The sequence below is a fragment of the Comamonas aquatilis genome (assembly GCF_965139575.1).
Lineage (GTDB): Bacteria > Pseudomonadota > Gammaproteobacteria > Burkholderiales > Burkholderiaceae_C > Comamonas > Comamonas aquatilis.
This window is the reverse complement of sequence record NZ_CBCSIW010000002.1, coordinates 415,346-441,935: the sequence shown is the minus strand read 5'-3', so window position 1 is coordinate 441,935 and position 26,590 is coordinate 415,346. Positions and strand designations below refer to the sequence as shown.

The 26,590-nt window shown below is 60.7% G+C and carries 19 protein-coding genes; 11 read left to right on the top strand and 8 right to left on the bottom strand.

From position 1 onward, the window contains the following. The first annotated feature begins 26 nt into the window (after positions 1 to 26). Complete coding sequence (locus tag ACNAZA_RS04935; RefSeq protein ID WP_415795326.1) at positions 27 to 1,073, top strand: quinone-dependent dihydroorotate dehydrogenase; 1,047 nt, start codon at positions 27 to 29, stop codon at positions 1,071 to 1,073. An 87-nt stretch (positions 1,074 to 1,160) separates the two neighbouring features. Here ACNAZA_RS04935 and ACNAZA_RS04930 read toward each other — a convergent pair whose 3' ends face one another. The 3 genes from ACNAZA_RS04930 to ACNAZA_RS04920 are packed head-to-tail and all read right to left on the bottom strand — an operon-like array spanning position 1,161 to position 2,276. Then, the gene (locus tag ACNAZA_RS04930) at positions 1,161 to 1,529 is read right to left on the bottom strand and encodes a hypothetical protein (RefSeq protein WP_415795325.1); all 369 of its coding nucleotides are present in this window, start codon (positions 1,527 to 1,529) and stop codon (positions 1,161 to 1,163) included. A gap of 13 nt (positions 1,530 to 1,542) precedes the next feature. Beyond that, on the bottom strand, positions 1,543 to 1,938 hold the full coding sequence (locus ACNAZA_RS04925; protein ID WP_120971044.1) for a phage holin family protein: 396 nt from the start codon (positions 1,936 to 1,938) through the stop codon (positions 1,543 to 1,545). Between the two features lie 26 nt (positions 1,939 to 1,964). Next, positions 1,965 to 2,276: a DUF883 domain-containing protein gene (locus ACNAZA_RS04920; protein WP_415795324.1), complete on the bottom strand. Its 312-nt coding sequence runs from the start codon at positions 2,274 to 2,276 to the stop codon at positions 1,965 to 1,967. Positions 2,277 to 3,165: 889 nt separating this feature from the next. Between ACNAZA_RS04920 and ACNAZA_RS04915 the strand changes: the two genes are divergently transcribed. From ACNAZA_RS04915 to ACNAZA_RS04905, 3 genes are all read left to right on the top strand, one after another. Next, positions 3,166 to 4,539, top strand: a complete 1,374-nt coding sequence (locus tag ACNAZA_RS04915; protein ID WP_415795323.1) for an MFS transporter — start codon at positions 3,166 to 3,168, stop codon at positions 4,537 to 4,539. Between the two features lie 496 nt (positions 4,540 to 5,035). Beyond that, positions 5,036 to 5,389 (top strand): zinc ribbon domain-containing protein YjdM, encoded by a 354-nt coding sequence (locus ACNAZA_RS04910; protein ID WP_415795361.1) that lies wholly within the window; start codon positions 5,036 to 5,038, stop codon positions 5,387 to 5,389. A 183-nt stretch (positions 5,390 to 5,572) separates the two neighbouring features. Continuing rightward, the gene (locus ACNAZA_RS04905) at positions 5,573 to 5,812 is read left to right on the top strand and encodes a hypothetical protein (RefSeq protein ID WP_415795322.1); all 240 of its coding nucleotides are present in this window, start codon (positions 5,573 to 5,575) and stop codon (positions 5,810 to 5,812) included. A gap of 321 nt (positions 5,813 to 6,133) precedes the next feature. On the opposite strand, the gene ACNAZA_RS04900 is transcribed toward ACNAZA_RS04905, so the two are convergent. From ACNAZA_RS04900 to aceE, 5 genes are all read right to left on the bottom strand, one after another. Next, positions 6,134 to 7,573, bottom strand: coding sequence for a Fic family protein (locus tag ACNAZA_RS04900; RefSeq protein WP_415795321.1), 1,440 nt, complete (start codon positions 7,571 to 7,573; stop codon positions 6,134 to 6,136). A gap of 115 nt (positions 7,574 to 7,688) precedes the next feature. Then, positions 7,689 to 8,888 (bottom strand): Fic family protein, encoded by a 1,200-nt coding sequence (locus ACNAZA_RS04895; protein WP_415795320.1) that lies wholly within the window; start codon positions 8,886 to 8,888, stop codon positions 7,689 to 7,691. Positions 8,889 to 9,684: 796 nt separating this feature from the next. Next, positions 9,685 to 11,532, bottom strand: a complete 1,848-nt coding sequence (lpdA, locus tag ACNAZA_RS04890; RefSeq protein WP_415795319.1) for a dihydrolipoyl dehydrogenase — start codon at positions 11,530 to 11,532, stop codon at positions 9,685 to 9,687. 347 nt (positions 11,533 to 11,879) lie between these two features. Beyond that, positions 11,880 to 13,565, bottom strand: coding sequence for a dihydrolipoyllysine-residue acetyltransferase (gene aceF, locus ACNAZA_RS04885; RefSeq protein ID WP_415795318.1), 1,686 nt, complete (start codon positions 13,563 to 13,565; stop codon positions 11,880 to 11,882). An 18-nt stretch (positions 13,566 to 13,583) separates the two neighbouring features. Further along, positions 13,584 to 16,298, bottom strand: coding sequence for a pyruvate dehydrogenase (acetyl-transferring), homodimeric type (gene aceE, locus ACNAZA_RS04880; protein ID WP_415795317.1), 2,715 nt, complete (start codon positions 16,296 to 16,298; stop codon positions 13,584 to 13,586). A gap of 364 nt (positions 16,299 to 16,662) precedes the next feature. On the opposite strand from aceE, the gene ACNAZA_RS04875 reads away from it, so the two are divergent. The 7 genes from ACNAZA_RS04875 (at position 16,663) to rsxB (ending at position 26,582) form a co-directional block, all read left to right on the top strand. Then, positions 16,663 to 19,215 carry a PAS domain-containing sensor histidine kinase gene (locus ACNAZA_RS04875; protein ID WP_415795316.1) on the top strand — a complete coding sequence of 851 codons (2,553 nt, stop codon included), beginning with the start codon at positions 16,663 to 16,665 and terminating at the stop codon, positions 19,213 to 19,215. An 11-nt stretch (positions 19,216 to 19,226) separates the two neighbouring features. Next, entirely contained in the window at positions 19,227 to 19,877 is a 651-nt protein-coding gene (locus ACNAZA_RS04870) for a response regulator transcription factor (protein WP_120967984.1), read from the top strand. 160 nt (positions 19,878 to 20,037) lie between these two features. Next, positions 20,038 to 20,892, top strand: a complete 855-nt coding sequence (folD, locus tag ACNAZA_RS04865; protein WP_415795315.1) for a bifunctional methylenetetrahydrofolate dehydrogenase/methenyltetrahydrofolate cyclohydrolase FolD — start codon at positions 20,038 to 20,040, stop codon at positions 20,890 to 20,892. 200 nt (positions 20,893 to 21,092) lie between these two features. Continuing rightward, entirely contained in the window at positions 21,093 to 23,144 is a 2,052-nt protein-coding gene (locus ACNAZA_RS04860) for a M3 family metallopeptidase (protein WP_415795314.1), read from the top strand. Between the two features lie 239 nt (positions 23,145 to 23,383). Further along, on the top strand, positions 23,384 to 24,037 hold the full coding sequence (locus ACNAZA_RS04855) for a glutaredoxin domain-containing protein (RefSeq protein ID WP_415795360.1): 654 nt from the start codon (positions 23,384 to 23,386) through the stop codon (positions 24,035 to 24,037). Between the two features lie 285 nt (positions 24,038 to 24,322). Then, a complete protein-coding gene (locus ACNAZA_RS04850) occupies positions 24,323 to 25,813 on the top strand; it encodes a polyhydroxyalkanoate depolymerase (protein WP_415795313.1) in 1,491 nt (496 codons plus the stop codon). A gap of 22 nt (positions 25,814 to 25,835) precedes the next feature. Further along, positions 25,836 to 26,582, top strand: a complete 747-nt coding sequence (rsxB, locus tag ACNAZA_RS04845) for an electron transport complex subunit RsxB (RefSeq protein WP_415795312.1) — start codon at positions 25,836 to 25,838, stop codon at positions 26,580 to 26,582. The last annotated feature ends 8 nt before the right edge of the window (positions 26,583 to 26,590 follow it).

The following is a 26,590-nucleotide window of genomic DNA, read 5'->3' as shown; positions in this document are numbered from 1 at the left end:
ATCCAGAGAATCCTGCGATTATCCTCATGTCTCTTATTCCTTACTCCCTGACCCGTCCACTTCTTTTCGGCATGGACCCCGAAGCCGCTCACGACTTCACCATGAATTTCATGGCCAAGGGTCAGAACACCTTGCTGCAAAAAGCCTGGGAGCGCCCACTGATCAGCGACCCCATCGAGCTGGCGGGTCTGAAGTTTCCCAACCGTGTGGGCATGGCCGCAGGCCTGGACAAGAACGCCCGCTGCATCGATGCGCTGGCCGCCATGGGTTTCGGCTTTGTGGAAGTGGGCACCGTCACGCCTCGCCCCCAGCCCGGCAATCCCAAGCCGCGCATGTTCCGCATCCCGGAAAAAAAGGCCTTGATCAACCGCCTGGGCTTCAACAACGAAGGTCTGGATGCCTTCCTGGCCAATGTGCGTCGCTCCCAGGTCCGCGCCAGCGGCGCCCCCATGTTGCTGGGCCTCAATATCGGCAAGAACGCCACCACCCCGATTGAAGAAGCCACCAGCGACTATCTGAAGGCCCTGGACGGTGTCTATCCTCACGCCGACTACGTGACCGTGAACATCAGCTCGCCCAACACCAAGAATCTGCGCGCTTTGCAAAGCGATGAAGCGCTGGACGCACTGCTGGGCGCCGTTGCCGAGCGCCGCGAGCAGTTGGCCACCCAACACGGCAAGCGCACGCCGGTGTTTGTGAAGATTGCCCCCGATCTGGACGAAGAACAGGTCGGCGTCATCGCCGCCACCTTGCAGCGCCATGGCATGGACGGCGTCATCGCCACCAACACCACCATCAGCCGCGAAGCCGTCAAGGGTTTGCAGCATGCAGAGGAAACCGGCGGACTCTCGGGCGCTCCCGTGCTGGAAGCCAGCAACCAGGTCATCCGCCAGCTGCGTTCGGCTCTGGGCAGCCGCTTCCCCATCATTGGCGTGGGCGGCATCATGAGCGGCGCAGATGCCGTAAGCAAAATCCGCGCCGGCGCCGATGTGGTGCAGATATACAGCGGCCTGATCTATCGCGGCCCCGAACTGGTGAGTGAATCTGCGCAGGCCATTGCGAATATGCGCTGATCGACTTTCAAAGCCCACAGAAAAACAGCCCGGCAACGCAAGTTGCACGGGCTGTTTTGTTGAGGCTAGCGCTGTATCAGCGCTGCTTTATGGCTCGCGCCGTTTTTGCTGCAGCCGTATGACCCAGGGCAAAATCACGCTGCCCAGGCGAAACAGCTTGCGCGGCCCTACGGCCAAGGCTGCAGCAGCGGCAACCGCCACGGCCACAGGATGCAAACGGGCAAAAGTCATCAAGCGCTCGGTCAGCGGCGCATCGGCGCGCACGTGATCGGCCGACTGCGAATCACGCAGCGCCAGGGCTTGCGCCCGGGCCGATGCACGCGCACGCAGCCGCCCGCGCTGCACCGCGATGCGGCGCAGCACTTTTTGCTGATCAACGGTCGCTTGCTCCCACAGGGCGAGATTCACGCCCGCAGGCGGCCCGGCTGGAGCGGGCTGCGTGGAGGATGTTGGCACGGCATCTGTCATGCTAGAGCTTCACTTTGAGAGCTTGCCAGTCGGTCTTGAGCTCATTGCGAGTCAAGGCAAAAGGCTTGGACAGCTGACGCACGACAGCCAGCAAACGCCAAAGGGCCAGGGCCCAGATCAGCGTCCAGCCACCGCCCAGGCACCAGGCCACAGTGGCGCGATGGGGGGTATCCCAAAACTGCACCACCAGGGCCAGGGACAGGATCACCAGCGCCACCACCGTCAAGCCGCCCAGTGCCACCACCAGGATCAGCAAGGTCTGCAGGCTGCGCTTGTGCTCTCGCCACTCCAGCCGCGCCAGATCGACGCGGTCTTCGGCGGCAATGGCCGTTTCGATGGCCACTGCGCGCCAACGCGCCGTCAAGGCATCCAGACCTAACAGTGAATTCCAGTTCACAGGCAATTTGTCTGCTGCGTGGTCAATTAACGGCGACCCAGCATAAAGCCGACCAGAGCACCAACAGCCAGAGCCGCGCCTGCAACGCGCCAAGGTTCGTCATGGGCGTAGCGGTCTGCAGCATCGGCGGCATCGCGTGCCTGACGAGCGGCTTCCTGCGCAGCGCGCACGGCCGATTCGCGGGCATGAGACATGCCATCGTCCAGACGCTGACGCAGCACGCTGATCTCAGGGACCTTGTCCAGATCTCGCGAAGACAGCAGACCGCGCAGATCGCTGACCAGCTTTTCCAGATCGTCTTGAGCGGAGGAAACGGTGTCGGTAAGAGTACGGGACATATGCGACCTTTCTTGGTGAATTGTGGAGTGCCGCCACATGGACGTGCGCTGATGGGCGCTACTGGAAGTTCAAACCCAGAGCAGGCTCAGTGACACGAATTGCGTAGCAAAAATGCCAGCGCTTATCGGACTGCCTGCGTACATCTTAACCACAGCTGCCACTGCAAATACACATCTGCCGCCCGCTCAGCCATCAGACTGCTGCTGAATTGCCTGCTATCAAAGCAGTGAAACATCCAAAAATGAAAGACTCGCACCATGCTTGCAGCCTGAAGCGCTGCGGATAAGGTGCCAAGCTCGATTGCCATCAACCGCCCGGCAGCCGGCTTCAAAGCGGGCCTCAGAGGACAAGTTCCCCTATGCAATCCGGCCGCAGCCGCCGAAATACAGCCTCTTTTCACGGCTCAAAACCAGGGCTAGGGCTTACCCTTGGTGTCGCTATATGTCAATCATTGTTCATGATGCGTCAAGCCCGTGGCGTATCCGCAACCTACATTGGCCCCGAACCTGCAAGCACAGCTTGGCAAGCGCTCTATGGCTGTACGCCAATGAGTGGCTCGCCGCCCAGGTTCTGGCGACGAATGGCGGAAATACGAAATGAATTTGAAACTGGAAGACAAACGCGCACTGGCCAGCGGTGGCAGTCGCGGTAGAGGCAAGATCACCGCCAGCCCATTGGCGCAGCTTGGGGCAGCCGTCAAGAACGACGCCATGGCAGCAAGGGGCCAAGGGGCAGAAATCCACCCTCGCTAGCGCCCCGCTCTACCCAGCCCATCAGCCCAGGCCTTCAAGCCCTGGCATGCCGACCGGGACCGCCAGCACAGGCGTCGACAGACGATCAGGACTGTCTCGAGTTGAACCACATACAACAACATGAGCTAAGACTGCGATGAACCCAAGCGCAACAATCACCCAGGGCATCAAGCCCAGGCAAGCCACTGCGGATGTCGATGCAGACAATGCGCTGTACTCCAAGGTCAGCTGGCGTCTGCTGCCCCTGCTGCTGCTTTGCTACATGGTCGCCTACCTCGACCGCATCAACATCGGCTATGCGCAAATCCAGATGAAGCAGACTCTGGACTTTGGCACTGCGGCCTATGGCTTTGGCGCCGGTCTGTTCTTTATCGGCTACTTTCTGTTCGAAGTACCCAGCAACCTGCTGCTGGAGAAAATCGGCACCCGCAAGACTCTGATGCGCATCATGGTCATCTGGGGCATCATCGCAACCGCCATGGCCTGGGTGACCACGCCCATGCAGTTCTACGTGGCGCGCTTTCTGCTGGGTGCGTTTGAGGCCGGCTTCTTCCCGGGCGTCATCCTGTACTTCACCTACTGGTACCCCTCGGCCCGCCGCGGCCGCGTGATCTCCATCTTTCTATCCGCCGTCATGGGCATGGCCGTGGTGGCCGGCCCCCTGTGCGGCGCCATCCTCAAGTACATGAACGGCATCGACGGCCTGCACGGCTGGCAATGGCTGTTCCTGATTCAAGGCCCTCCCGCCTGTATCCTGGGTCTGATCCTCTACTTCTACCTGCAAGACAAGCCAGCGGACGCCAAATGGCTGAGCGATGCGGAAAAAGCCCGCCTGCAGCACAACATCGACAACGACACCAGCCACGGTGGCGGCGGTCACCACGGTGCCCATAAGGGCAGCCACGGCCACAAAACCCCTCTGAGCCTGCTGCTGCGCGACCCCAAGGTCTACTTCCTGTCGCTCGCATATTTCATGATGCACGGCGCCACCTACCTGTTTGTCTTCTGGATGCCCACCGTGATTCAGGGCCTGGGCGTGCAGGACGTGCTGCACGTGGGCGTGTATTCCGCCCTGCCCTTTATCGCAGGCCTGTTCGGCATGATCGCCTTCGGTGCCAGCTCGGACAAATTCCGCGAACGTCGCTGGCACTTCTTCATCGCCACCGGCCTGGCCATCATCGGCCTCGTCGTCACGCTGCAGATGCACGGCCACCTGGAAGGCTCGCTGATCTCCCTGGCCTTTACCCTCGTCGGTCTGGCCGCCCTGCCCCCTCTGTTCTTTGCACTGGTCAGTGACTACCTGTCGCCCGCCGTAGCCGCTGGCGGCATCGCCCTCATCAGCAGCCTGGGCAACCTCGGCTCGGCTGCCAGCCCCATGCTGGCCGGCCTGCTGACCCAGTACACGGGCAACAAGCACTACAGCATCTATCTGGTGCTTGGCATGCTGGTCCTCTCCGTCATCGTGCTGATGCTGGCCACCCTTCGCAAGGCTAAGGCCCAGCGCGCTTGATAAGACTCAGAGCGCTGGAGAGCGCCTGACAGCAAGAGCAGATAAGTAAAAAAGACCAACGGCAGGTGCAGACAATGCGCTTGCCGTTGGTCTTTTTGCGTCAGAAATCCATAAAAAAATGGCCTCAAGCGCTTATGCATCAATCGCTGACCGCTATCAAACTTGCGATTCATCTGAGTGCGGTCGTGCCGCTGCAGGCCAGAGGCATCAGCCCCGATGACTGCCGCGCGGACTGCAAGTACGAATAGTTTTAACCAAAACAGCCGCTATCGCCCGACTATCAAGCGCGAACAGCTATCAAAATTGCAAGTAGATAGCCAGAGCGACTTTTGACCTGTCTGGACAAGCCACACGGCACATGACGCAGCCTCTGTGCCGCGCGGCTGCCGCCGAAGATGCGCGCGTGGTGCATGCAATCCGCACCTCGCCAGGCCACTACTGCCCAGACGGTAACCTTGCGCCCTTCTCTTCAGAGCATTTGAACGAAAGCGATTCCTTGAGCCATTCCACCCTACCCTCTTGCCCACAATGCGGCCTGGACAACACCTACCCCGACGGCGACCAACTGATCTGCCCCGACTGCGCCCACGAATGGTCTGCCAGCGCGCCTGCCGATGACGAAGACAACGGCCCGCGCGTCATCAAAGACGCCAACGGCGCGCCGCTGGCCGATGGCGACAGCGTGCTGCTGGTCAAGGACTTGAAGGTCAAAGGCTCGTCCACCGTCATCAAGAAGGGCACCAAGATCAAAGGCATTCGCCTCGTCTATGACAACGGCGACCACGACGTGGATTGCAAGACCGACCAAGGCCCGTTCATTCTGAAGTCAGAGTTCTTGAAGAAGGCCTGAGCCTTGGTTTGAAACCCGCTGCTGCGGGTTGATACCCCATTGAGAACATTCCGCCGTGGAGCAAGGCCGGAATGTTCTCTGCAGGCTCTTCATTCGAGACACCACAACACTCAAGCTTGACTGGCGGCGGCACGCAAACAGCGGCCCCACGCATCCCACAAGAATCAATAAAAAGGAAATTACATGCGCTGCGATCACAAAAAAGTGCTGGACCTGGCCCAGGCCGGCCACTGGGAAGAAGCACATGCCATCGTGCAAAAGCACGGTGACGAACTGTCTTGCCAGATCCATGGCTATCTGCACCGGGTCGAGGGAGATCTGAGCAACGCCCGCTACTGGTATGGGCGTGGCAACAGCCAGCTGCCCGCCAACACCTTGGAAGAAGAATGGGCACGTTTGCAAAGCGCCATTCAAACCCCGTGATGCCAGTGATGTGTGGCGCACTCGTTGAGCCTGCCTGCTACTGCCAAACTTTCTAGTGCTCTCACAGAAGAGCCAACCCCAATAGCCCAGCAAAAAGGCAGCACGAGCTGCCTTTTTTGACTCCACGCCTAAGCTGGCCGCTGATCTTCAGCCGCAGGCAAGCCGCCCAGCTGCAGCTCCCCGCCCTGCGCGTTGATCACCCCATCAATCACCCGCAACACATGCTCCAGCCGCACTGTGGGCTTGCCCGCCTCCAGGTCGACGATAAAGCATTAAATAGGCCTCTAGCGCATATATAGCAAGCACGAGCAGCTATCAAAACTAAATTCCCTGTGCAGCCTGCCACGCTCTCCACTGACTGGGCCGCAGGCCATAGCGGGCCAAAACGCCTTCATGCAGACGGCGCAGTTCGTCCAAGATCAAGGCCTGCACATTGGCGCGATCCACCTCAGGCACTGCAGCCTCTGGCGCATTCACGGCCTGCTCCACCAGGGCCACCGCATCTGCGCCGGGCTGGGAGACGACTGCATGCACCGTTTCTTTGATGAGCTTGCGCCAGGTCAGGCGCAGCGGGTCTGGCTCGGCCAGGTTCTGACGGATAGCCGTGTACTCCTGCGTGCTGCGCTCATAGGCCCAGATGAACAAGTCACGCAGCATTTCCACCCTGCCCATTTCGTAGATGCCCAGCATCGCCTGGGCATAGCTCTCCACTGGCACGTCCACAAAGGTCAGCGGGCATAGATTGGCCCGAAACAAGGGCCCGTTGGCCGCAAGGCGCGACGTGCGTTTGTTGATATCGGAAAACGGCTGCAGGTACGGCACATGCACCATCATGAAAAACGCCTGCTCAAACGGGTCCTGTATCGCATTGACCTTGAGCAGCACCATGTCCAGCAATTCATCCAGCACTTGCGGCGCACTGATGGGGCGGTAAACGCTCAGCGCAATCTCCACCGCATGCTGGCGCACGCGGCCTTCATCGGCCGGATTGGGCAGCAAGTTTTCAGCCAGCGCAGCGTGCAGATTCATCAGCAAGTAGCGGCTCCACAGCGGCTCGCCTGGCTCCAAGCTGCTCACGCTGTCCACCAGCAACTCAATCGCGGCCTTGTGGTTCAAGATCATCTGCGTCTCAAACCGCGCCTTGCCCTGCGCCGCCGTACCCTCTTCAATCAAATGCCGCGTGTCGAGGCGCGAATAGGTATTGCCCTCCATATGGCTGGACGCCCAGGACAGATCAATCAACAAGCGGTTCAGCACGGCCCGGCTATAGGTGCCCGCAGGCGCAGCGGCCTCCAGCGTTCGCCCTTGCGCATGCAACTGGCGGCGCACGGTAGCAGGCAGATAGAACGTCTGGTTGGGTTGATAGCTCTCCAGCAGGTCACGCTGATAGCCGACGGGCTTGCGTAGCTCCAAGGGCTGAAGCACATAGTCCCGCACCTCTAGCGCATCGGGGGCCAATTGCAACTGCGTCGCGGCTTGAGGGCCGCCTGCCGCTGGTTCAGCAACACCCATGGGCGCAATAGACGGGCTCGGCAGCTTGCTGTAATAGCGCCGCCCGCGCCGTACACCGGTAGCGGCAATGCGCCCATCCTGCACAAATTGCGCCAACCACCGCTGCGCCGTACGGCGCGAAAGACCAGGCAATTGCGCCAACAATTGCGCCACGGATGCACCTTGTGGGCCTGCATTTTGAATCACTTGCAGCAATGCAAGCGCTTCGGTTGAGAGCTGCACGCCTGAAGATGCTTGTGTTTGGGTCATTGTGGCGCATTCACTTATTTAATGGCGCAATTATGGCGCAATTGGAAATTGTGCCAAGCAACTCACAGCATTCATCAACGGAGTTTGCAAAAAGCCACACACCTCATTCCACGCCTCACATCGCCGAGTCCGCCTCCGCCTCAGGCCACAACCTCGGAAACAAAAAACGCAGCGCATGCTGCGGCAGGCCAAAGCGCACCTTGCCTTGTGGGCTGTCGCTTTTGAGCAGGCCGCGCTTGACCAAGGCGCCCAGCGCATCGGTGGCCAGGCGATCGCCCAGGCCCAGCATGGTTTTGAATTCACCGCGCGGCATTTCTTCGCCGCTCAGGAACAGGTAGTGCAAAGGACGCAGCGCTTCCTTGCGCACGCCGGATTTGAGCACAGCGGATTCAAACACCAGTGCGGCTTCGAGACGGTCTTTGATCAGGTCAAAGTCCAGCATTCGGGCCATGAACTGCACTTGGTCCATGCAAAGGTCAAGCACATAGTCGGCCCAGGCGATCAACGCCTGTTCACTCAGGTTGCCGCGCCCATCCAGATCGCCACGGCGGGCGCTGTCGGCGTCGGCCAGCAAGGCGTAATAGCGATCCTGCCCCCGCGCAAAGCCGCGCAAGGGTGACCATAGGCCGCCGGTGTAGCCCAGACTGCTGAGCACGGTGTGCGAATGCAGGCGCATGACGCGGCCATTGCCATCCGTGAAAGGGTGAATCCAGCCCAGACGCTGGTGGGCACAGGCCATGGCAACCAGCGCGGCTTCGCCCCGGCGCACATTGCCGTAGCGACTGGCCCAGCGCTCGATGAACATGGACACGCTGGCTGCGGCGGGAGCGATATGCAGGCCGACGCTAACTTCGCGCTCACGCAGGGCACCGGGGTTGACGGTCTGGCCTTCGGCCACTTCCCAGTCTTGCGCAGGCAGGCGACCAAAGAGTTCGCGGTGCATGTCTTGCACGCCTGCCAGGCTATAAAGGGCGCGGGCGCCTTTATCGCCTTGGTAGCGCTGCTCCAGCGCGGCTTCGGCTTCGATATGGGCGACAGCCAGGCGCTGCTTGGCGGCCAGCTCCTTGTTGCTGGAAAAATCTTGCGCCAGCGCCATTTCAATCTCGTGCGGGCGGGTGTGCTGGCCTTCGATGCGGTTGGTGTAGTAGGAGTTCATGCTGCGCAGCAAGGTGCGCAGCTCTGGAGGCACGCGTTTGCCCGCCAGAGCTGTGGCGGCACGCGCCAGATCACCCGCCTTGGAGAGCAAGGGCTCGATGCGAGCGTCCGATGGCATCAAGGGCTCGAACTGATGGGTCGATGTGTATAGCGCAGTCATTTTGCCAAGTTTACACAATCAGCATCTATATGTTTTTAATTGATAAATCATTCAATCTACCAAGATTTTTGCCAAGTTCAATGCCACATCCCATAGGCATCAACGGATACGTCATACCCTGCCAGAGATCTCTGTCACTGGCGATACAGCAAGAGGAACTTTGACAGCTGCTTACGCTTAATTTGCTTGCCGTTGGAACTGATTTGGGCTTATGCCTGATTCATAGACAGGAGCCGGGTTTCGCCCCGGCGGGCAAGCTACTTTCTGGGGCCAGAAAGTAGCCAAAGAGCCTGACCCTGCTGCCCGCGCCCCCTTCGCTGCGCTACGGGGCAAACCTGCGCCGACACCCTCTTGTTGCTATGCGGCAAAACTCACTGCGTGCCTGCGGCACTCCGTTCAAGCAGGTTGCCGCAGCAATGATGACGATGCGTCTGCACTCTGCGGTGCAGCCGCCCGCAACAAGAGGCCGCCGTCGCAGGCGCGGGCAAAAGGGCAAGGGAGCGGGATAGCTTCGATATTATTTTGATAGCTTCTTGCGCTTGCTCCACCAGCGCAATGGCATCGCACTCGGGTTGCTGGACGACGGCGCAATAGTGGCGCAATTTCAAATAATCGCGCCACTATGAATCGAGGGTATGGCGCATAAAGCCAGCCACTTCCAGACGCTCTTATGCATCAAAATGCTTTCAAACCTATAAGCAGCAAGCGCAAGAAGCTATCAAAATAAAAAAGGCAGCCCTAGGGCTGCCTTTGTTTGAAGCAAGCCTGAACAAACGTTCAAGCTTAATCGTTGCGCTTACTTGCGCACTGGTGGCACGTCCGTGCAAGAACCATGCGCCACTTCCGCCGCCATGCCGATGGATTCACCCAGGGTTGGGTGGGGGTGGATGGTCTTGCCGATGTCCACGGTGTCTGCGCCCATTTCGATGGCCAAAGCCACTTCGCCGATCATGTCGCCAGCGTGTGTGCCGACCATGCCGCCGCCCAGGATACGGCCGTGGCCGTGGGCTTCGGGGGAGTCGTCAAACAGCAGCTTGGTCACGCCTTCGTCGCGGCCGTTGGCGATTGCGCGCCCGGAGGCGGCCCAGGGGAACAGGCCCTTCTTGACCTTGATGCCTTGTGCCTTGGCCTGGTCTTCGGTCAGACCCACCCATGCCACTTCGGGGTCGGTGTAGGCCACCGAAGGAATCACGCGGGCGTTGAAAGCGGCGGCTGCCAGTTCCTTGTTGCCTTGCAATTCACCGGCGATGACTTCAGCGGCCACATGGGCTTCGTGCACGGCCTTGTGTGCCAGCATGGGCTGACCCACGATGTCGCCAATCGCGAAGATGTTGGGCACGTTGGTGCGCATCTGGATGTCAACGTCGATAAAGCCGCGGTCAGTCACAGCCACGCCAGCCTTGTCGGCGCTGATCTTCTTGCCATTGGGCGTGCGGCCCACGGCTTGCAGAACCAGGTCGTAGGTCTGGGGTTCGGGCACGGTGATGCCGTCCTTCGCTGGAGCGAACGAGACCTTGATGCCTTCGGGCGTGGCTTCGGCACCGACGGTCTTGGTGTTGACCATGATGTTGTCGAAACGCGGCGCGTTCATCTTTTGCCAGATCTTGACCAGATCGCGGTCAGCGCCTTGCATCAGGCCGTCCATCATTTCCACCACGTCCAGGCGTGCGCCCAGTGTGGAGTAGACGGTGCCCATTTCCAGGCCGATGATGCCGCCACCCAGAATCAGCATGCGCTTGGGCACTTCCTTCAGGTCCAGGGCGCCGGTGGAATCGACCACGCGAGGGTCCTTGGGCATGAAGGGCAGATGCACGGCTTGCGAGCCGGCGGCGATGATAGCGTTCTTGAACTGAATGATCTTCTTGCTGCCGGTCTTTTCCTGGCCGTCGCCCGTGGTTTCATCCACTTCGATGTGGTTGGCGCTGACGAAGTTGCCGTAACCGCGCACGATGGTGACCTTGCGCATCTTGGCCATCTGGCCCAGACCGCCGGTCAGCTTGCCGATGACCTTTTCCTTGTGGCCGCGCAGCTGGTCGATGTTCACTTCGGGAGCGGCAAACTTCACGCCGGCCACTTCCAGGTGCTTGACTTCGTCCATGACGGCTGCCACGTGCAGCAGCGCCTTGGAAGGAATGCAACCCACGTTCAGGCACACGCCGCCCAGCGTCTTGTAACGCTCGACCAGCACGACCTTCAGGCCCAGATCGGCTGCGCGGAAAGCTGCCGAATAGCCGCCAGGGCCGCCGCCGATGACCACCACGTCACAGTCGAAATCGACCGTGCCGCTGAAATTGCTGGCCACGGGAGCAGGAGCCGCTGCTACAGGGACGGCAACGGGGGCTGCCACGGGAGCGGGAGCTTGCGCTGCGGGTGCAGGGGCAGCAGCTGCAGGAGCGGCAGCACCGGCAGAGGCTTCCAGCGAGATGATGACGGAGCCTTCGGCAACCTTGTCACCAACCTTGACCAGGATGGCCTTGACCACGCCAGCGTGGCTGGAGGGGATCTCCATGGAGGCCTTGTCGCTCTCCACGGTCAGCAGCGACTGGTCCACAGCCACGGTGTCACCGGGCTGAACCAGCAGTTCGATCACGCCAACTTCGGCGAAGTCGCCAATGTTAGGTACCTTGATATCGATGAGGCTCATATGCGCTCCTATCTTGGTTTTTGTCTCTGTGCGGCCTGAAGCATTCAGGCTGCTGCAAACGATTTTTTCGGTCCAGGCTTGAGCAGCGCATTGCCCTATTCCTTCGCGCCCCGCTCATCGGCAACGGCCTCTTTGGGCTTGCAGAGAGTGACGGGGTGAAGCGGCTTGGGTCCAGCGCTCATCCAGCGAGGCCACGCGCATGCATCAATGGCTGCTGCCCGGGCTTTTATCTCGATCACAAGGCTGATACGCAAGCGCGCAAGCAGTTCAAAAACAGGAGCTGCTTGCGCTTGATGGATATGCGCTACAGGCCGATTTCTTTCGAAACCGGCCTGCCCGGCTGCTGCTTAGAGCAGGATGCGGCGGTAGTCGGCCAGCACAGCGCCCAAATAGGCGTTGAAGCGTGCAGCCAGCGCGCCGTCGATGACGCGGTGGTCGTACGACAGGCTCAGAGGCAGCATCAGACGGGGCACAAATTGCTTGCCATCCCACACCGGGGTCATCTGGCCCTTGGACAGGCCCAGAATTGCCACTTCAGGCGCGTTCACGATAGGAGTGAAGTGGGTGCCACCAATGCCGCCCAGCGACGAGATGGACATGCAACCGCCTTGCATATCGGCAGCGCCCAGCTTGCCGTCGCGGGCCTTCTTGGCCAGCTCGCCCATTTCCTGGCTGATCTGCATGATGCCCTTCTTGTCGGCATCCTTGAGCACGGGCACAACGAGACCGTTGGGCGTGTCAGCGGCAAAACCGATGTTGAAGTACTGCTTGTAGACCAGGGTGTCGCCATCCAGCGAAGCGTTGAACTCAGGGAACTTCTTGAGTGCAGCCACCAGTGCCTTGATGACAAAGGCCAGCATGGTGACCTTGACATCGCTCTTGGCCTTTGCGCTTTCGGCATTGGTCGAGACGCGGAAGGCTTCCAGATCAGTGATGTCGGCCAGGTCATTGTTAGTGACGTGGGGGATCATCACCCAGTTGCGATGCAGGTTGGCGCCCGAGATCTTCTTGATGCGCGACAGATCCTTGCGTTCCACCGGACCGAACTTGGCGAAGTCGATCTTGGGCCAGGCCAGCACTTCCAGGCCGCCGACGTTGCCGCCGGACGAAGCCTTGGGAGCCGCTGCCTGTTGCGCCAGGGTCTGCACAGCACCGGCCATCACCGACTTGGTGAAGGCTTGCACGTCGTCAGCCGTGATGCGACCCTTTTGGCCCGAACCCTTGACTTCGGCCAGAGGCACGCCCAGTTCGCGAGCGAACTTGCGCACCGAAGGCGAAGCGTGTGGCAGTTGGCCCGAAGGCGCAACCGTGGGGTTGTGGGCGGTTGCAGCAGCAGCCACTACAGGTGCAGCCACGGGAGCGGCAGCCTGAGCGGGAGCCGCCACAGGGGCGGCAACCGGAGCTGCTGCCTGGGCAGGAGCGGAGACGGGAGCGGCAGCCGCGCCTTGCACCGTGATCTGGCCCACAACATCACCGATGTTGACGGTGTCGCCCACCTTGATGGTCAGCGCGGTGATGGTGCCAGCCGATGGAGAAGGAATCTCCATCGAGGCCTTGTCGGACTCCACGGTGAACAGCGATTGCTCAACAGTCACGGTGTCGCCCACCTTGACCAGCATTTCAATCACAGCCACGTCCTTGAAGTCGCCGATATCGGGGATCTTCAGGTCCACAGTGGACGATGCAGCAGGCGCAGCAGCGACCGGAGCAGCAGCTACAGGAGCGGCGGCCACGGGTGCGGGTGCAGCAGCAGCCACGGGGGCGGCAGCGGCTGGGGCGGGTGCGGGAGCCGCATCGGCGGTTTCCAGCACCACGATCACGGAGCCTTCCTTGACCTTGTCGCCCAGGGCGACCTTGATCTCCTTGACCACGCCAGCGTGGCTGGAAGGGATTTCCATGGAAGCCTTGTCGGATTCCACGGTCAGCAGCGACTGCTCGACCTTGATGGTGTCACCCACCTTGACCAGCACTTCGATCACGCCGACTTCGGAGAAGTCGCCGATATCGGGGACTTTGATTTCTGTCAATGCCATGTTGAATGTCTCCCGTTTTTAGGCGTGCAGCGGGTTGATCTTGTCGGTGTTGATACCGTACTTGTTGATCGCTTCGGCCACGGTGGTGGCGTTGATCTTGCCTTCATCGGCCAGGCCGCGCAGTGCAGCGATGACGATGTAGTGACGGTTGATTTCGAAGTGCTCGCGCAGCTTGGCACGGAAGTCCGAACGACCGAAACCGTCGGTACCCAGCACCTTGTAGGTGCGGCCCTTGGGCATGTAAGGACGGATCTGCTCGGCGTAGGCCTTCATGTAGTCGGTCGAAGCAACGACTGGACCGGGGTGAGCCGCCAGTTGCTGTGCCACGAATGGAACCTTGGCGGCTTCCAATGGATGCAGCATGTTGAAGCGATCGGCTTCCTGGCCTTCGCGGGTCAGTTCGTTGAACGATGGGCAGCTCCACACGTCGGCGGCAACACCCCAGTCCTTTTCCAGCAGCTCTTGTGCAAAGAAGGATTCGCGCAGGATGGTGCCCGAGCCCAGCAGTTGCACGCGCAGTCCGCTCTCGGGCACCTTCTGGCCGGGCTTGACCATGTACATGCCCTTGAGGATCTGCTCTTCCGTGCCTTCGGCGAGGCCGGGCATGGGGTAGTTTTCGTTCAGCAGCGTGATGTAGTAGAAGATGTTTTCCTGGTTCTGCACCATGCGGCGCAGACCGTCTTGCATGATCACGGCCACTTCGTGAGCGAAGGTGGGGTCGTAAGTCACGCAGTTAGGAATGGTGTTGGCCAGGATGTGGCTGTGACCGTCTTCGTGCTGCAGGCCTTCGCCGTTGAGCGTGGTGCGGCCCGAAGTGCCGCCCAGCAGGAAACCGCGTGCTTGCAAGTCGCCAGCAGCCCAGGCCAGATCGCCAATGCGCTGGAAGCCGAACATCGAGTAGTACACATAGAACGGGATCATGACCCGGTTGCTATGGCTGTAGCTGGTGGCGGCAGCGATCCAGCTGGACATGCCGCCGGCTTCGTTGATGCCTTCCTGCAGGATCTGACCGGCCTTGTCCTCGCGGTAGTACATCACCTGGTCCTTGTCGACCGGGGTGTATTGCTGACCGTGGGGGTTGTAGATACCGACCTGGCGGAACAGGCCTTCCATACCGAAGGTACGGGCTTCGTCCACCAGGATTGGCACCACGCGGGGACCGATGTTCTTGTCGCGCAGCAGCTGCGTCAGGAAACGCACATAGGCCTGGGTCGTGGAGATCTCACGGCCTTCAGGTGTGGGCTCCAGAATGGCCTTGAAGGTATCCAGTGTAGGCGCGGTGAACTGCTCGTCGGCCTGTTGGCGACGGTGAGGCAGGTAACCACCCAGGGCCTTGCGGCGCTCGTGCAGATACTTCATTTCCGGCGTGTCGTCGGCCGGCTTGTAGAAGGGGATGTCCGCGATCTGGCTGTCGGGAATTGGAATGTTGAAACGGTCGCGGAAGGCCTTGATGTCCTCGTCGCTCAGCTTCTTGGTCTGGTGAACGTTGTTCTTGCCTTCGCCGACCTTGCCCATGCCAAAGCCCTTGACGGTCTTGACCAGCAGCACGGTGGGTTGACCCTTGTGGGTATTGGCAGCCGCAAAGGCAGCGTAGACCTTTTGCGAATCGTGGCCGCCGCGGCGCAGATTCCAGATCTCGTCGTCGCTCATGTGCTCGACCATCTTCAGGGCGCGAGGATCGCGGCCGAAGAAGTTCTTGCGAACGTAAGCACCATCGTTGGCCTTCATGGCCTGATAGTCACCGTCGTTGCACTCCATCATGATCTTCTTGAGCACGCCGTCCTTGTCCTTGGCCAGCAGCTCGTCCCAACCCTTGCCCCACAGCAGCTTGATGACGTTCCAGCCAGCACCGCGGAATTCGCCTTCCAGCTCCTGGATGATCTTGCCGTTGCCGCGCACCGGGCCGTCCAGACGCTGCAGATTGCAGTTGATCACGAAGACCAGGTTGTCCAGGTTTTCGCGTGCGGCCAGGCCGATGGCGCCCAGGGATTCGACTTCGTCCATTTCACCGTCGCCGCAGAACACCCAGACCTTGCGGTTTTCGGTGTTGGCAATGCCACGGGCGTGCAGGTACTTCAGGAAACGTGCCTGGTAGATGGCCATCAGCGGGCCCAGGCCCATCGACACCGTGGGGAACTGCCAGAAGTCGGGCATCAGCTTGGGGTGGGGGTAGCTCGACAGACCCTTGCCGTCCACTTCCTGACGGAAGTTCAGCAGCTGCTCTTCGGAGATACGGCCTTCCAGGTAAGCGCGGGCGTAGATGCCGGGCGATACGTGACCCTGGATGTACAGGCAGTCACCACCGTGGTTTTCGTTCTCGGCGTGCCAGAAGTGGTTGAAGCCGGCAGCAAACATATTGGCCAGCGAAGCGAAGGAGCCGATGTGGCCGCCCAGATCGCCACCTTCGGGGGGGTGAACGCGGTTGGCCTTGACCACCATGGCCATGGCGTTCCAGCGCATGTAGGCACGCAGACGGCCTTCAATTTCGAGGTTGCCAGGGCACTTGGCCTCGTGGTCGGTCTCGATGGTGTTCACATAGCCGGTGTTGGCGGAGAAAGGCATGTCCACGCTGTTTTGGCGCGCATGCTCAAGCAGATCTTCGATCAGCTTGTGTGCGTAGTCGGCACCTTCACGGTCGATCACGGCCGAGAGGGCATCCATCCACTCTCGCGATTCTTGTTGGTCCAGGCCAGCGGGCATGCCAGCGCCTTGTGGGTCAGTCTGAGCTGTCATTGAGTGTCTCCTTCGAGAGGGGGTAGCTTTCAGAGCCAGCGACAGTGTTCACGCCAGGCGTGGCCATCATCTGCAGGCTCTCGATCCGAATCCGTGAATGCGGTGGCGGTGCGCCGTAATGAGAGGTTTGAAAGTTCGCTGCGCGCAAACTTTGTACCACTCCAACTCTTCCACACTAAATCGCTATCACTTTTTCGATGCGGGCAGAGTTTCGCACATTTTTTTCAAATTTCAAATAGCGCATTCTGATTTTATAATATGAAATTATGCTGCAAATGCACATACAGGAAGAAGGGCTTCAAACGACATTTGGGCGACAAAAATAGTCGCCTAAATCGCACGGTCTCTCACCTACACTTCGGGGATGCAATCAAGCCCTAACGCGCCTGCAAAACAGGCACAGATCCGCGACGACACCATCGCCGCACCGGTGCGCTGGTGGCGCAGCTGGTGGCGCAGCCTCTCCCCGACTCGCCAGGACCGCTTTGCCGCCCTGGCCCCGCTGGCCGCAGTGCTGATGTTCATGGCAGCCATCACAGCCTCTTTCTGGTACCTGCGCACGGAGGAGGTAGAGAGAGAGCAAGACGCCTTGCGCCGCGATGTGGAATATGCCCAGCAGCGGGTGCGCCTGCGTCTGCTGGAGCGCCAGGAACAGCTGATGCGCATGGCCCGCGACATAGGCACGCGTGATCTGAAAAAGGTCGATTTCTCGGCCCGCGCCGAAGCGCTGATCAGCCAATACCCGGAGCTGCAGTCCGTCACCCTGGTGGACGACAAGCGAAAAGTGCTGGAAAGCCAGTCCGCGCCCACGGTCAGCACGGATCAGCAGCATGTGCTAGGAGAAACCCTAGGAAGCGGCGAAACCGGTGTGGCCATCCAGCAGGCCCGCGAGATGCTGCAGCCCATTTATGTTCAGCAACCCGCCAGCAAGGGTGAGATGGCACCGCTGCTGCAGCTGCATGTACCGATTTTGAGCAACAACCGCTATGTGGGCGAGCTGCTGGGCGAGTTCTCGGTAGACAGTCTGCTGCGCTACGGCACGCCCACCGAGATCATGGCGCGCTACGCCGTGACCATGCTTGACAGCCAGGGGCAGGTGCTGGCCGGCACGCCGCTGATGCCGCGCAAGACGCCCACCGAGCTGCTGCGCTGGCGCGGCGTGGCCAACGAGGAAAAGCTGGCCGTCGCCCCCGTGGGCAACAGCCTGATGCTGCGCGCTCAGGCTTACCGTACCTCGCTGGGCGTGGTGGGTTCTGGCCTGTTCTGGCTGGTGGGCACGCTGAGCGCCATGACGGCCTGGATGCTGCTGGCCACCTGGCGCCACACCCGCCGCCGCCAGCGGGCGCAGGAAGCCCTGGTGGCCGAAACCAATTTCCGCCGCGCCATGGAGAACTCCGTACTCACCGGCATGCGTGCCCTCGATCTGCAAGGCCGTATCACCTATGTGAACGCCGCGTTTTGCCAGATGACGGGCTGGAGCGAGCAGGATCTGGTGGGCCAGGTGCCGCCCTACCCCTACTGGCCGGACAACGACTACGACAATCTGCATTCACAGCTGCGCGAAGAACTCTCAGGCAAGACCATCGTGGGCGGCTTTCAGGTGCGCGTGCAGCGCAAGAACGGCACGCAGTTCGATGCGCGCCTGTATGTCTCGCCGCTGATCGATGCCCACGGCCAGCACACGGGCTGGATGTCGTCCATGACGGACATTACCGAGCCCAATCGCATCCGCGCCCAGCTTTCTGCCTCTTATGAGCGTTTCACCATTGTGCTGGAAGCGCTTGATGCTTCTGTTTCTGTAGCACCTCTGGGCAGCGCCGAGCTGCTGTTTGCCAACAAGCTTTACCGCCAATGGTTCGGCTCGCAGACCGACGGCCATCTGCAACTGGTGGCCCAGGCGGGCAAACTGCCGATACGCCATCAGCCGGAGATGGAAGATGAAGACGGCCTGATGGGCCTGCCCACTGCCACATTGACCGCCGCACGCGCCAACAATGCCGAAATTTTCCTGCCCGATCTGGGCAAGTGGTTGGAAGTGCGCTCGCGCTACCTGAGCTGGGTGGACGGGCGTCTGGCCCAGATGGTGATTGCCACTGACATCACCCAGCGCCGCCTGGCCGAAGATCAGGCCGCCGCACAGGCCGAAAAAGCCCAAGCCGCCAGCCGCCTGATCACCATGGGCGAGATGGCCTCCAGCGTGGCCCATGAGCTCAATCAGCCGCTGACCGCCATCAGCAACTACAGCTCGGGCATGCTCACCCGTCTGGAAAAAGGCACGCTGACCCCAGAGCAGATGAAGTTCGCTCTGGAGAAAACCGCCCACCAGGCCCAGCGCGCCGGCCAGATCATTCAGCGCATCCGCTCCTTCGTGAAGAAAAGCGAGCCCAATCGCACGCTGGCCCAGGTGTCTGACATGGTCAACGAAGCCATAGAGCTGGCCGGCATCGAGCTGCGCCGGCGCAATGTGCAGCTCTCGGCCCATGTGGCCGAGCGTCTCCCCCGCGTGATGGCAGACACTATCCTGATTGAGCAGGTTCTCATCAATTTGATGAAAAACAGTGCCGAGTCCATTGACTATTCCGATCGACCCACAGGCCAGCGCCGCGTGGAACTGCGGGTGCGACCCCAGTTATTCGAGGGCCAAAACGGCGTGGAATTCAGTGTGGAAGATACGGGCAAGGGCATGCCACCCGAAGTGCTGGAGCATTTGTTTGAAGCCTTCTTCTCCACCAAGAGCGAAGGCATGGGGATTGGCCTGAATCTGTGCCGCTCGATTGTCGAGTCGCATCATGGCCGAATGCGCGCCGAGAACCTCTACAATGGCTCAGAGGTCACTGGTTGCCGGTTTTCATTCTGGCTGCCTTTGGCAACGGGAGTGGAGACAACAACACCCACCGAGACAAGCGAACCTACCTAGAGGACGATTGCATGAGTTTGATTCCCAAAAAAGGCACTGTGTACGTAGTTGATGACGATGAAGCGGTTCGCGATTCGTTGCAATGGTTGCTAGAAGGCAAAGACTACCGGGTACGCTGCTTTGACTCGGCCGAGACCTTCCTGTCCCGCTATGACCCCCGTGAAGTGGCCTGCCTGATCGTTGACATCCGCATGGGCGGCATGACGGGTCTGGAGCTGCAAGATCGCCTGATCGAGCGCAAGTCCCCCCTGCCCATCGTTTTCATCACCGGTCACGGCGACGTGCCCATGGCAGTGAACACCATGAAAAAAGGCGCGCTGGATTTCATCCAGAAGCCTTTCGACGAAGAAGAACTGGTCGGTCTGGTCGAGCGCATGCTTGAACACGCCCGCGAAGCCTTTGCCGGTCACCAGCAAGCGGCCAGCCGCGACGCGCTGCTGGCCAAGCTCACCGGTCGTGAAGCCCAGGTGCTAGAACGCATCGTGGCCGGCCGTCTGAACAAGCAGATTGCCGACGATCTGGGCATTTCCATCAAGACCGTGGAAGCCCATCGCGCCAACATCATGGAAAAGCTCAACGCCAACACCGTGGCCGATCTGCTCAAGATTGCCCTGGGTCAAGGCCAGACCAGCGCCGCCGCCAAGGCCGCAGCAGTCAACTAAGACCGGATGATTTGCGGTCGGGCCCAAACCCCATCGCAAAATTACGCGAGATAATTGACGGAGCACCTGCAAAGCAACCGCTTTTGCTCACTCCCATTCTGATAGCTGCTAGTGCTTGTAAATCAAGGGCTAGCAGCATTTTTTATTGGTAAATCCAGCCATGACAGCTCAAATCATCGACGGCAAAGCCCTCTCCGAACAACTGCGCAAGGAAGTTGCCACCCGCGCGGCCGCTCTCAAGACCCGGGGCATCACGCCCGGTCTGGCCGTGGTCCTGGTCGGCGACAACCAGGCCTCCCAGGTCTATGTGCGCAACAAGGTCAAGGCTTGCGAAGATGTGGGCTTTCATTCCGTGCTGGAAAAGTACGACGCCAGCATGACCGAGGCCGAACTGCTGGCCCGCGTGGAAGCGCTGAACAACGACCCCAGCATCCACGGCATCCTGGTGCAGCTGCCCCTGCCCAAGCACATCGACGACCACAAGGTCATCGAAACCATCTCGCCCGCCAAGGATGTGGACGGTTTCCACGTGGCCAGTGCCGGCGCGCTGATGGTGGGTGAAGTCGGCTTCAAGGCCTGCACGCCCTATGGCTGCATGAAGATGCTGGAATCCATCGGCATGAAGGATTTGCGCGGCAAGCACGCCGTGGTGATCGGCCGCTCCAACATCGTGGGCAAGCCCATGGCCATGATGCTGCTGGCAGCCAATGCCACCGTCACCGTCACCCACAGCGGCACCGCCGATCTGGCAGCCATGACGCGCCAGGCCGACGTGATCGTAGCCGCCGTGGGCAAGGTCGATGTGCTGACGGCCGACATGGTCAAGCCCGGCGCCGTGGTGATCGACGTGGGCATGAACCGCAATGCCGAAGGTAAGCTCTGCGGCGACGTTCAGTTTGACGGCGTCAAGGAAGTAGCCGGCTACATCACCCCTGTGCCCGGTGGTGTCGGCCCCATGACGATTACCATGCTGCTGGTCAACACCATGGAATCGGCCGAGCGCGCAGCGGGATAACCCCCTGAGGCGCTGCCGCGCCTCCCTCTCTCGCTTCGCGGGAGGGGGACGACAATTCGGTGCGGGGCGACCCTTCCTCATTGTCTCTGGCTTAAATGCCGTTAGCGCGCTTCTGACCAACGGCTGACGCTATGACTGCCATAGCAAATATTGCCATAGCAGCGCTTGATTTTCACGACCTTGCCGGCACCTAATACAGCATGAGCAATCCACTTCTCGAATCCTCTGCCCTGCCCTTGTTTGATCGCATTCAGCCCGCCGATGTGGGCCCTGCCATCGATATCTTGCTGACCCGCGCCAGCGAGGCTTTGGAGACCGTCGTCGCACCCGACTTTCCCGCCCGATGGGAAGCCATCTCGGCCGTGCTCGATGTGGCTACCGAGAAACTGGGTACCGCCTGGGGTGTTGTCAATCACCTCAACAGCGTGGCCGATACCCCTGAGCTGCGCGCCGCCTACAACGAGGCTCTGCCAAAAGTCACAGAGTTCTGGACCAACCTGGGTGCCGACGAGCGCCTGTATGCCAAGTACAAGGCCATTGATCCCGCCAGCCTCAACCAAGAGCAGCGCGCTGCCTGGGATCACGCCATGCGCGGCTTTGTGCTCTCGGGTGCCGAGCTGCAGGGCGCGGCCAAGGAGCGCTTTGCGCAAATCCAGGCCCGTTCGGCCGAGCTGACACAGAAGTTCAGCGAAAACGCGCTGGACGCCACCGATGCCTTTGCCTACTACGCCACTGCCGACGAGCTCGAAGGCGTGCCCGGAGATGTGATTGCCGCCGCCAAGGCGGCTGCCGAGGCCGATGGCAAAGAGGGCTACAAGCTCACGCTCAAGATGCCCAGCTATCTGCCCGTGATGCAGTTTGCCAGGAGCAGCGCCCTGCGCGAGAAGCTCTACCAGGCCTATGTGACCCGCGCCTCCGATCAGGCCGAAGGCGATGCCAAGCGCTTTGACAACACCGCCGTGATGAAGGAAATCCTGGCCTTGCGCCTAGAAGAATCTCAGCTGCTGGGCTACCAAAATTTCGGTGAAGTCTCCGTCGTGCCCAAGATGGCCGACTCGCCCAAGGAAGTGATCGACTTTCTGCGCGATCTGGGTCAGCGCGCCCGCCCCTATGCCGAAAAAGACGTGGCCGATCTGCGCGCCTTTGCCAAGGCCGAGCTGGGCATTGCCGATCCTCAGCCCTGGGACTGGGCTTTCATCGGCGAAAAGCTCAAGGAAGCTCGCTACTCCTTCAGCGAGCAGGAGCTCAAGCAATACTTTCCGGCACCCAAGGTGCTGGCTGGTCTGTTCAAGATCGTGGAGACGCTGTTTGAAGTTTCCATCCGCCGTGATGAAGCTCCCGTGTGGCACCCCTGCGTGGAGTTCTACCGCATTGAGCGCAACACGCCACAAGGCCCGCAACTGGTAGGCCAGTTCTATCTGGACCCCCAGGCCCGCAAGGGCAAGCGCGGCGGCGCCTGGATGGACGATGTGCGCACCCGCTGGCTTCGCCCCGACACCCACCAGTTGCAAACCCCGGTCGCCCATTTGGTGTGCAATTTTGCCGCCGGCGTGGATGGCAAGCCCGCGCTGCTGACGCATGACGATGTGATCACCTTGTTCCACGAAACCGGCCATGGCCTGCACCACATGCTCACCCAGGTCAGCGAGCGTGATGTGGCCGGCATCTCCGGCGTGGAATGGGACGCCGTGGAGCTGCCCAGCCAGTTCATGGAAAACTTCTGCTGGGAATGGGATGTGCTCAAGCACATGACGGCCCATGTCGATAGCGGCGAGGCTCTGCCACGCGCGCTGTACGACAAGATGATTGCGGCCAAGAACTTCCAGTCTGGCATGCAGACGCTGCGCCAGATCGAGTTCGCCCTGTTCGACATGCTGCTGCACACAGAGCACAACCCCGCAGACGACTTCATGCCGCTGCTGGCCAAGGTGCGCGCCGAAGTGGCGGTGCTGCCCACCACGGCTTACAACCGCATGTCCCACACCTTCAGCCATATCTTTGCCGGCGGCTATGCGGCGGGCTACTACAGCTACAAATGGGCCGAGGTCCTGAGCGCCGATGCCTACGCGGCCTTTGAAGAAACCGCTTTGCCCGATGGCTCGCCCAATCCGGAAACCGGCCGCAAATACCGCCAGGCCATTCTGGAAGTCGGCGGCAGCCGCCCGGCCATGGAGTCCTTCAAGGCCTTCCGCGGCCGCGAGCCCCAGCTCGACGCCTTGCTGCGCCACCAGGGCATGGCACAAGCCGCCTGAGCGTGCCGCACACCGTCACTATCAAAAGCGCCCGCCAGGGCGCTTTTTTCATGCAGGCAAGTCAAGCCCGGGCACATCAGGCTTTCATCGAAGGGCCAAGCGCGTGGCGCGGCGTTATGCTCGAGCCATTTCCACAACCCATAGCGCCCACAATGCACCGACAGAGCCCTGACAGCAGCCAGCACCGCCCACTCGCAGGCCAGTGGCGGCAAAAGACTACAGAGAAAACCGCAGGCTTGATGGTGCTGGCCTGCATGGCCTTGGCTAGCGCGCTTCCGCTATCTGTGCAGGCCCAAGGGGTTTACCGCATCGTAGGGCCCGATGGGCGCGTGAGCTTCTCGGATCGCCCGCCTGTGGATGGCGCAAAAAAAAGCAGCGAACTCAAGTCGGCAGAAGCTGACTCAGGCAACGCCAGCAGCAGCAACAGCAATGCGCAACTGCCTTATCAGCTGCGTGAAACCGCCAAACGCTACCCAGTCACGCTATACGCAGCCAAAGACTGCAGCCCCTGCGACGAAGCCCGCAACCATCTGCAAAACCGCGGCATTCCGTTTGCAGAGCGCAGCATAGAAACCGCAAGCGATGTTGATGCCCTCAAAAAGCTCAGCGGCCAGGACGGCCTGCCGTTTGCCACCGTCGGCAACCAGCATCTGAAAGGCTTTAACGCCGACAGCTGGAACCAGTACCTGAGCGCCGCCGGCTATCCGGCACAGCCCCAGTTGCCGGCGCAGTACAAAGCTCCAGCCCCCAGACCGCTGACAACACCGGTCGTCCAACCCAAGGCGGGCAAACCCGAGACCGCAAACGGCCAGACCACACGCCCCGCAGCAGCGCCCAGCGTCACGCCGCCAGGTACACCTACGGCGGACAATCCCGCAGGCCTGCGCTTTTAAGCCACTGGCCTGATCAGCGCCAGCACCTCACACCCTTCAGCCAAGCTGTTGGCCTATTGATGCGTTGTTGGACTTTGTGCACAGGCAGTCAATATTTTTGACAATCGGTTTTTGGGGTGCTTGCCGCCGGCTGCATGGCCGTACCACTGGAGGCGTGCTCTGAGCCATAGCAAACAACCCATATACCAAGCAAGACAATAGAAAATACCAAAGGGCTTCCACTACTTCGCAAGTCAAATACAACTGTTATATTGCACTGCAACATAACCCTGAAACCCTTGCCCCATGCTCTATCAGTTCTATGAAATGCAACGCGCAATGGTCGAGCCTTTTGCTGACTTTGCCCAGGCTGCCTCCAAGCTCTACAGCACGCCTCATTCGCCACTGAGCAAGATTCCAATGGCCCAACGCCTGGCCGCTGGTTTCAATCTGGTGTACAGACTGGGCAAAGATTACGAGAAGCCCGAGTTCAATCTGCTGAGCGTGGATGTGAACGGCGTGGACGTCACCATTCGCGAGCGCGTGGAAGTGGACAAGCCGTTTTGCGAGCTGCGTCGCTTCAAGCGCTTCTCCGATGACCCGGAGACACTGGACGCCATGCTCAGCCAGCCCGTGGTGCTGATTGTGGCCCCCCTGTCCGGCCACTATGCGACCTTGCTGCGCGACACCGTGCAAAGCATGCTCAGCGATCACAAGGTCTACATCACCGACTGGAAGAATGCCCGCACCGTGCCTTTGTCCGAAGGTGAATTCCACCTCGACGACTATGTGAACTATGTGCAGGAGTTCATCCGCTATCTGCAAGGCCGTTATGGTCAGTGCCACGTGGTCAGCGTCTGCCAGCCCACGGTGCCGGTGCTGGCTGCCGTCTCGCTGATGGCCAGCCGTGGCGAAACCACGCCGCTGTCCATGACCATGATGGGCGGCCCCATCGATGCCCGTCGTTCGCCCACGGCCGTGAACAATCTGGCCCAGACCCGCAGCTACGACTGGTTTGAAAACAATGTGATCTACGAAGTGCCCGACAACTACCCGGGCGCCGGCCGTCGCGTGTATCCGGGCTTTTTGCAGTATTCGGGCTTTGTGGCCATGAATCCCGATCGCCACGCCAACAGCCACTACGACTACTTCAAGGACTTGATCAAGGGTGACGGCGCCAGCGCCGAGCATCATCGCAAGTTCTACGATGAGTACAACGCCGTGCTGGACATGGATGCCGACTACTATCTGGAGACCATTGCCACGGTGTTCCAGGAGTTCAAGCTGGTCAAGGGCACCTGGGATGTTCGCTCGCCCCAAGGTCAGCTTGAGCGCGTGCGCCCTCAGGACATCCAGCACACGGCTCTGCTGACCATTGAAGGCCAGTTGGACGACATCTCCGGCTCCGGCCAGACCCGTGCCGCCCATGATTTGTGCACCGGCATTGATGCCGACGCACAAAAACACATTGAGGTGGAAGGCGCAGGCCACTACGGCATTTTCAGCGGCAGCCGCTGGCGCAAAGTGGTGTATCCCCAGGTCTGCGAGTTCATTCTGGCCCATCAGCCTGCCAGCGCCACCAGCGCCAGCGCCGCCGGCCATGCACCCAGCGTCAGCGACGATGTGCCGCGCCCCGATGAAGCGGATGCATCCGTCGACACCGGTGAGGAGGCTGTAATTTCCGCAGCGGAAAATACTTCGGAGATTTCGCTTGCCAAGCCCGAAACCCAGGCCCAAACAGGTAAAAATGGCGCTGCGCCCAGAAACGCACGCAATTCGCGCCGTTTCAGGGCATAGAGGCTAGACAATGAACCCATCCATGTTCGCAGCCTCCTCGCTTCAAGCACTGGCTGCGAACATTGATGCAGTCTTGCCCCAGACCCAGTGCACGCGCTGCGGCTACCCTGATTGCGCCGCATACGCGGATGCCATTGCCCGCGAGGAAGCTCCCATCAACCAATGTCCGCCCGGCGGAGCCGAAGGCGTGGCACGCCTGGCGGCGATCACCGGTCGGCCCATCCTGCCTTTGAGCGCCGAGCACGGCCTGGAAGCGCCACGCACCGTGGCGGTCATCGACGAAGCCTGGTGCATAGGCTGCACGCTGTGCATCAAGGCCTGTCCCACCGATGCCATTCTGGGTGCCAACAAACGCATGCACGTCGTGATTGCCACGCACTGCACCGGCTGCGAGCTGTGCATACCCGTGTGCCCGGTGGACTGCATAGAGCTGATCAATGTGAGCGGCCAGGCCACGGGCTGGAACGCCTGGAGCCCCAGCCAGGCCGAGCACGCCCGCACGCGCTATGCCCGCCGCCAGCAACGCTTGGCAGCAGACAAACCGGCAGCCAAGCTGGCAACGGCTCTCAGCCAGACTGCGCAGGCGCAAGCATCCGCCACCTCAGCGCCAACTGCCCCTTCAGCAGAAGCTTCGGCGCCCAAGGTGCCAGCCCATGTCCCGACACCCGAGACAGCAGCGCCGGACAGCGATGCCAGCGCCAGCAAAAAAGCCACGATTGCCGCCATCCTGGCCAAGGCCCGTGCGCAGCGCCCTCCCAGCGCAAGCTGAAATGCAGA

Bases quoted from the DNA above. Each gene is read 5' to 3' on its own strand.
- ACNAZA_RS04915 (WP_415795323.1), top strand. From the start codon at position 3,166: ATGAACCCAAGCGCAACAATCACCCAGGGCATCAAGCCCAGGCAAGCC.
- aceE (WP_415795317.1), bottom strand. From the start codon at position 16,298: ATGACAGCTCAGACTGACCCACAAGGCGCTGGCATGCCCGCTGGCCTG.
- ACNAZA_RS04870 (WP_120967984.1), top strand. From the start codon at position 19,227: ATGAGTTTGATTCCCAAAAAAGGCACTGTGTACGTAGTTGATGACGAT.
- lpdA (WP_415795319.1), bottom strand. From the start codon at position 11,532: ATGAGCCTCATCGATATCAAGGTACCTAACATTGGCGACTTCGCCGAA.
- ACNAZA_RS04895 (WP_415795320.1), bottom strand. From the start codon at position 8,888: ATGACTGCGCTATACACATCGACCCATCAGTTCGAGCCCTTGATGCCA.
- ACNAZA_RS04855 (WP_415795360.1), top strand. From the start codon at position 23,384: ATGGTGCTGGCCTGCATGGCCTTGGCTAGCGCGCTTCCGCTATCTGTG.
- ACNAZA_RS04905 (WP_415795322.1), top strand. From the start codon at position 5,573: ATGCGCTGCGATCACAAAAAAGTGCTGGACCTGGCCCAGGCCGGCCAC.
- ACNAZA_RS04860 (WP_415795314.1), top strand. From the start codon at position 21,093: ATGAGCAATCCACTTCTCGAATCCTCTGCCCTGCCCTTGTTTGATCGC.
- aceF (WP_415795318.1), bottom strand. From the start codon at position 13,565: ATGGCATTGACAGAAATCAAAGTCCCCGATATCGGCGACTTCTCCGAA.
- rsxB (WP_415795312.1), top strand. From the start codon at position 25,836: ATGTTCGCAGCCTCCTCGCTTCAAGCACTGGCTGCGAACATTGATGCA.
- folD (WP_415795315.1), top strand. From the start codon at position 20,038: ATGACAGCTCAAATCATCGACGGCAAAGCCCTCTCCGAACAACTGCGC.
- ACNAZA_RS04850 (WP_415795313.1), top strand. From the start codon at position 24,323: ATGCTCTATCAGTTCTATGAAATGCAACGCGCAATGGTCGAGCCTTTT.
- ACNAZA_RS04875 (WP_415795316.1), top strand. From the start codon at position 16,663: ATGCAATCAAGCCCTAACGCGCCTGCAAAACAGGCACAGATCCGCGAC.
- ACNAZA_RS04900 (WP_415795321.1), bottom strand. From the start codon at position 7,573: ATGACCCAAACACAAGCATCTTCAGGCGTGCAGCTCTCAACCGAAGCG.
- ACNAZA_RS04935 (WP_415795326.1), top strand. From the start codon at position 27: ATGTCTCTTATTCCTTACTCCCTGACCCGTCCACTTCTTTTCGGCATG.
- ACNAZA_RS04920 (WP_415795324.1), bottom strand. From the start codon at position 2,276: ATGTCCCGTACTCTTACCGACACCGTTTCCTCCGCTCAAGACGATCTG.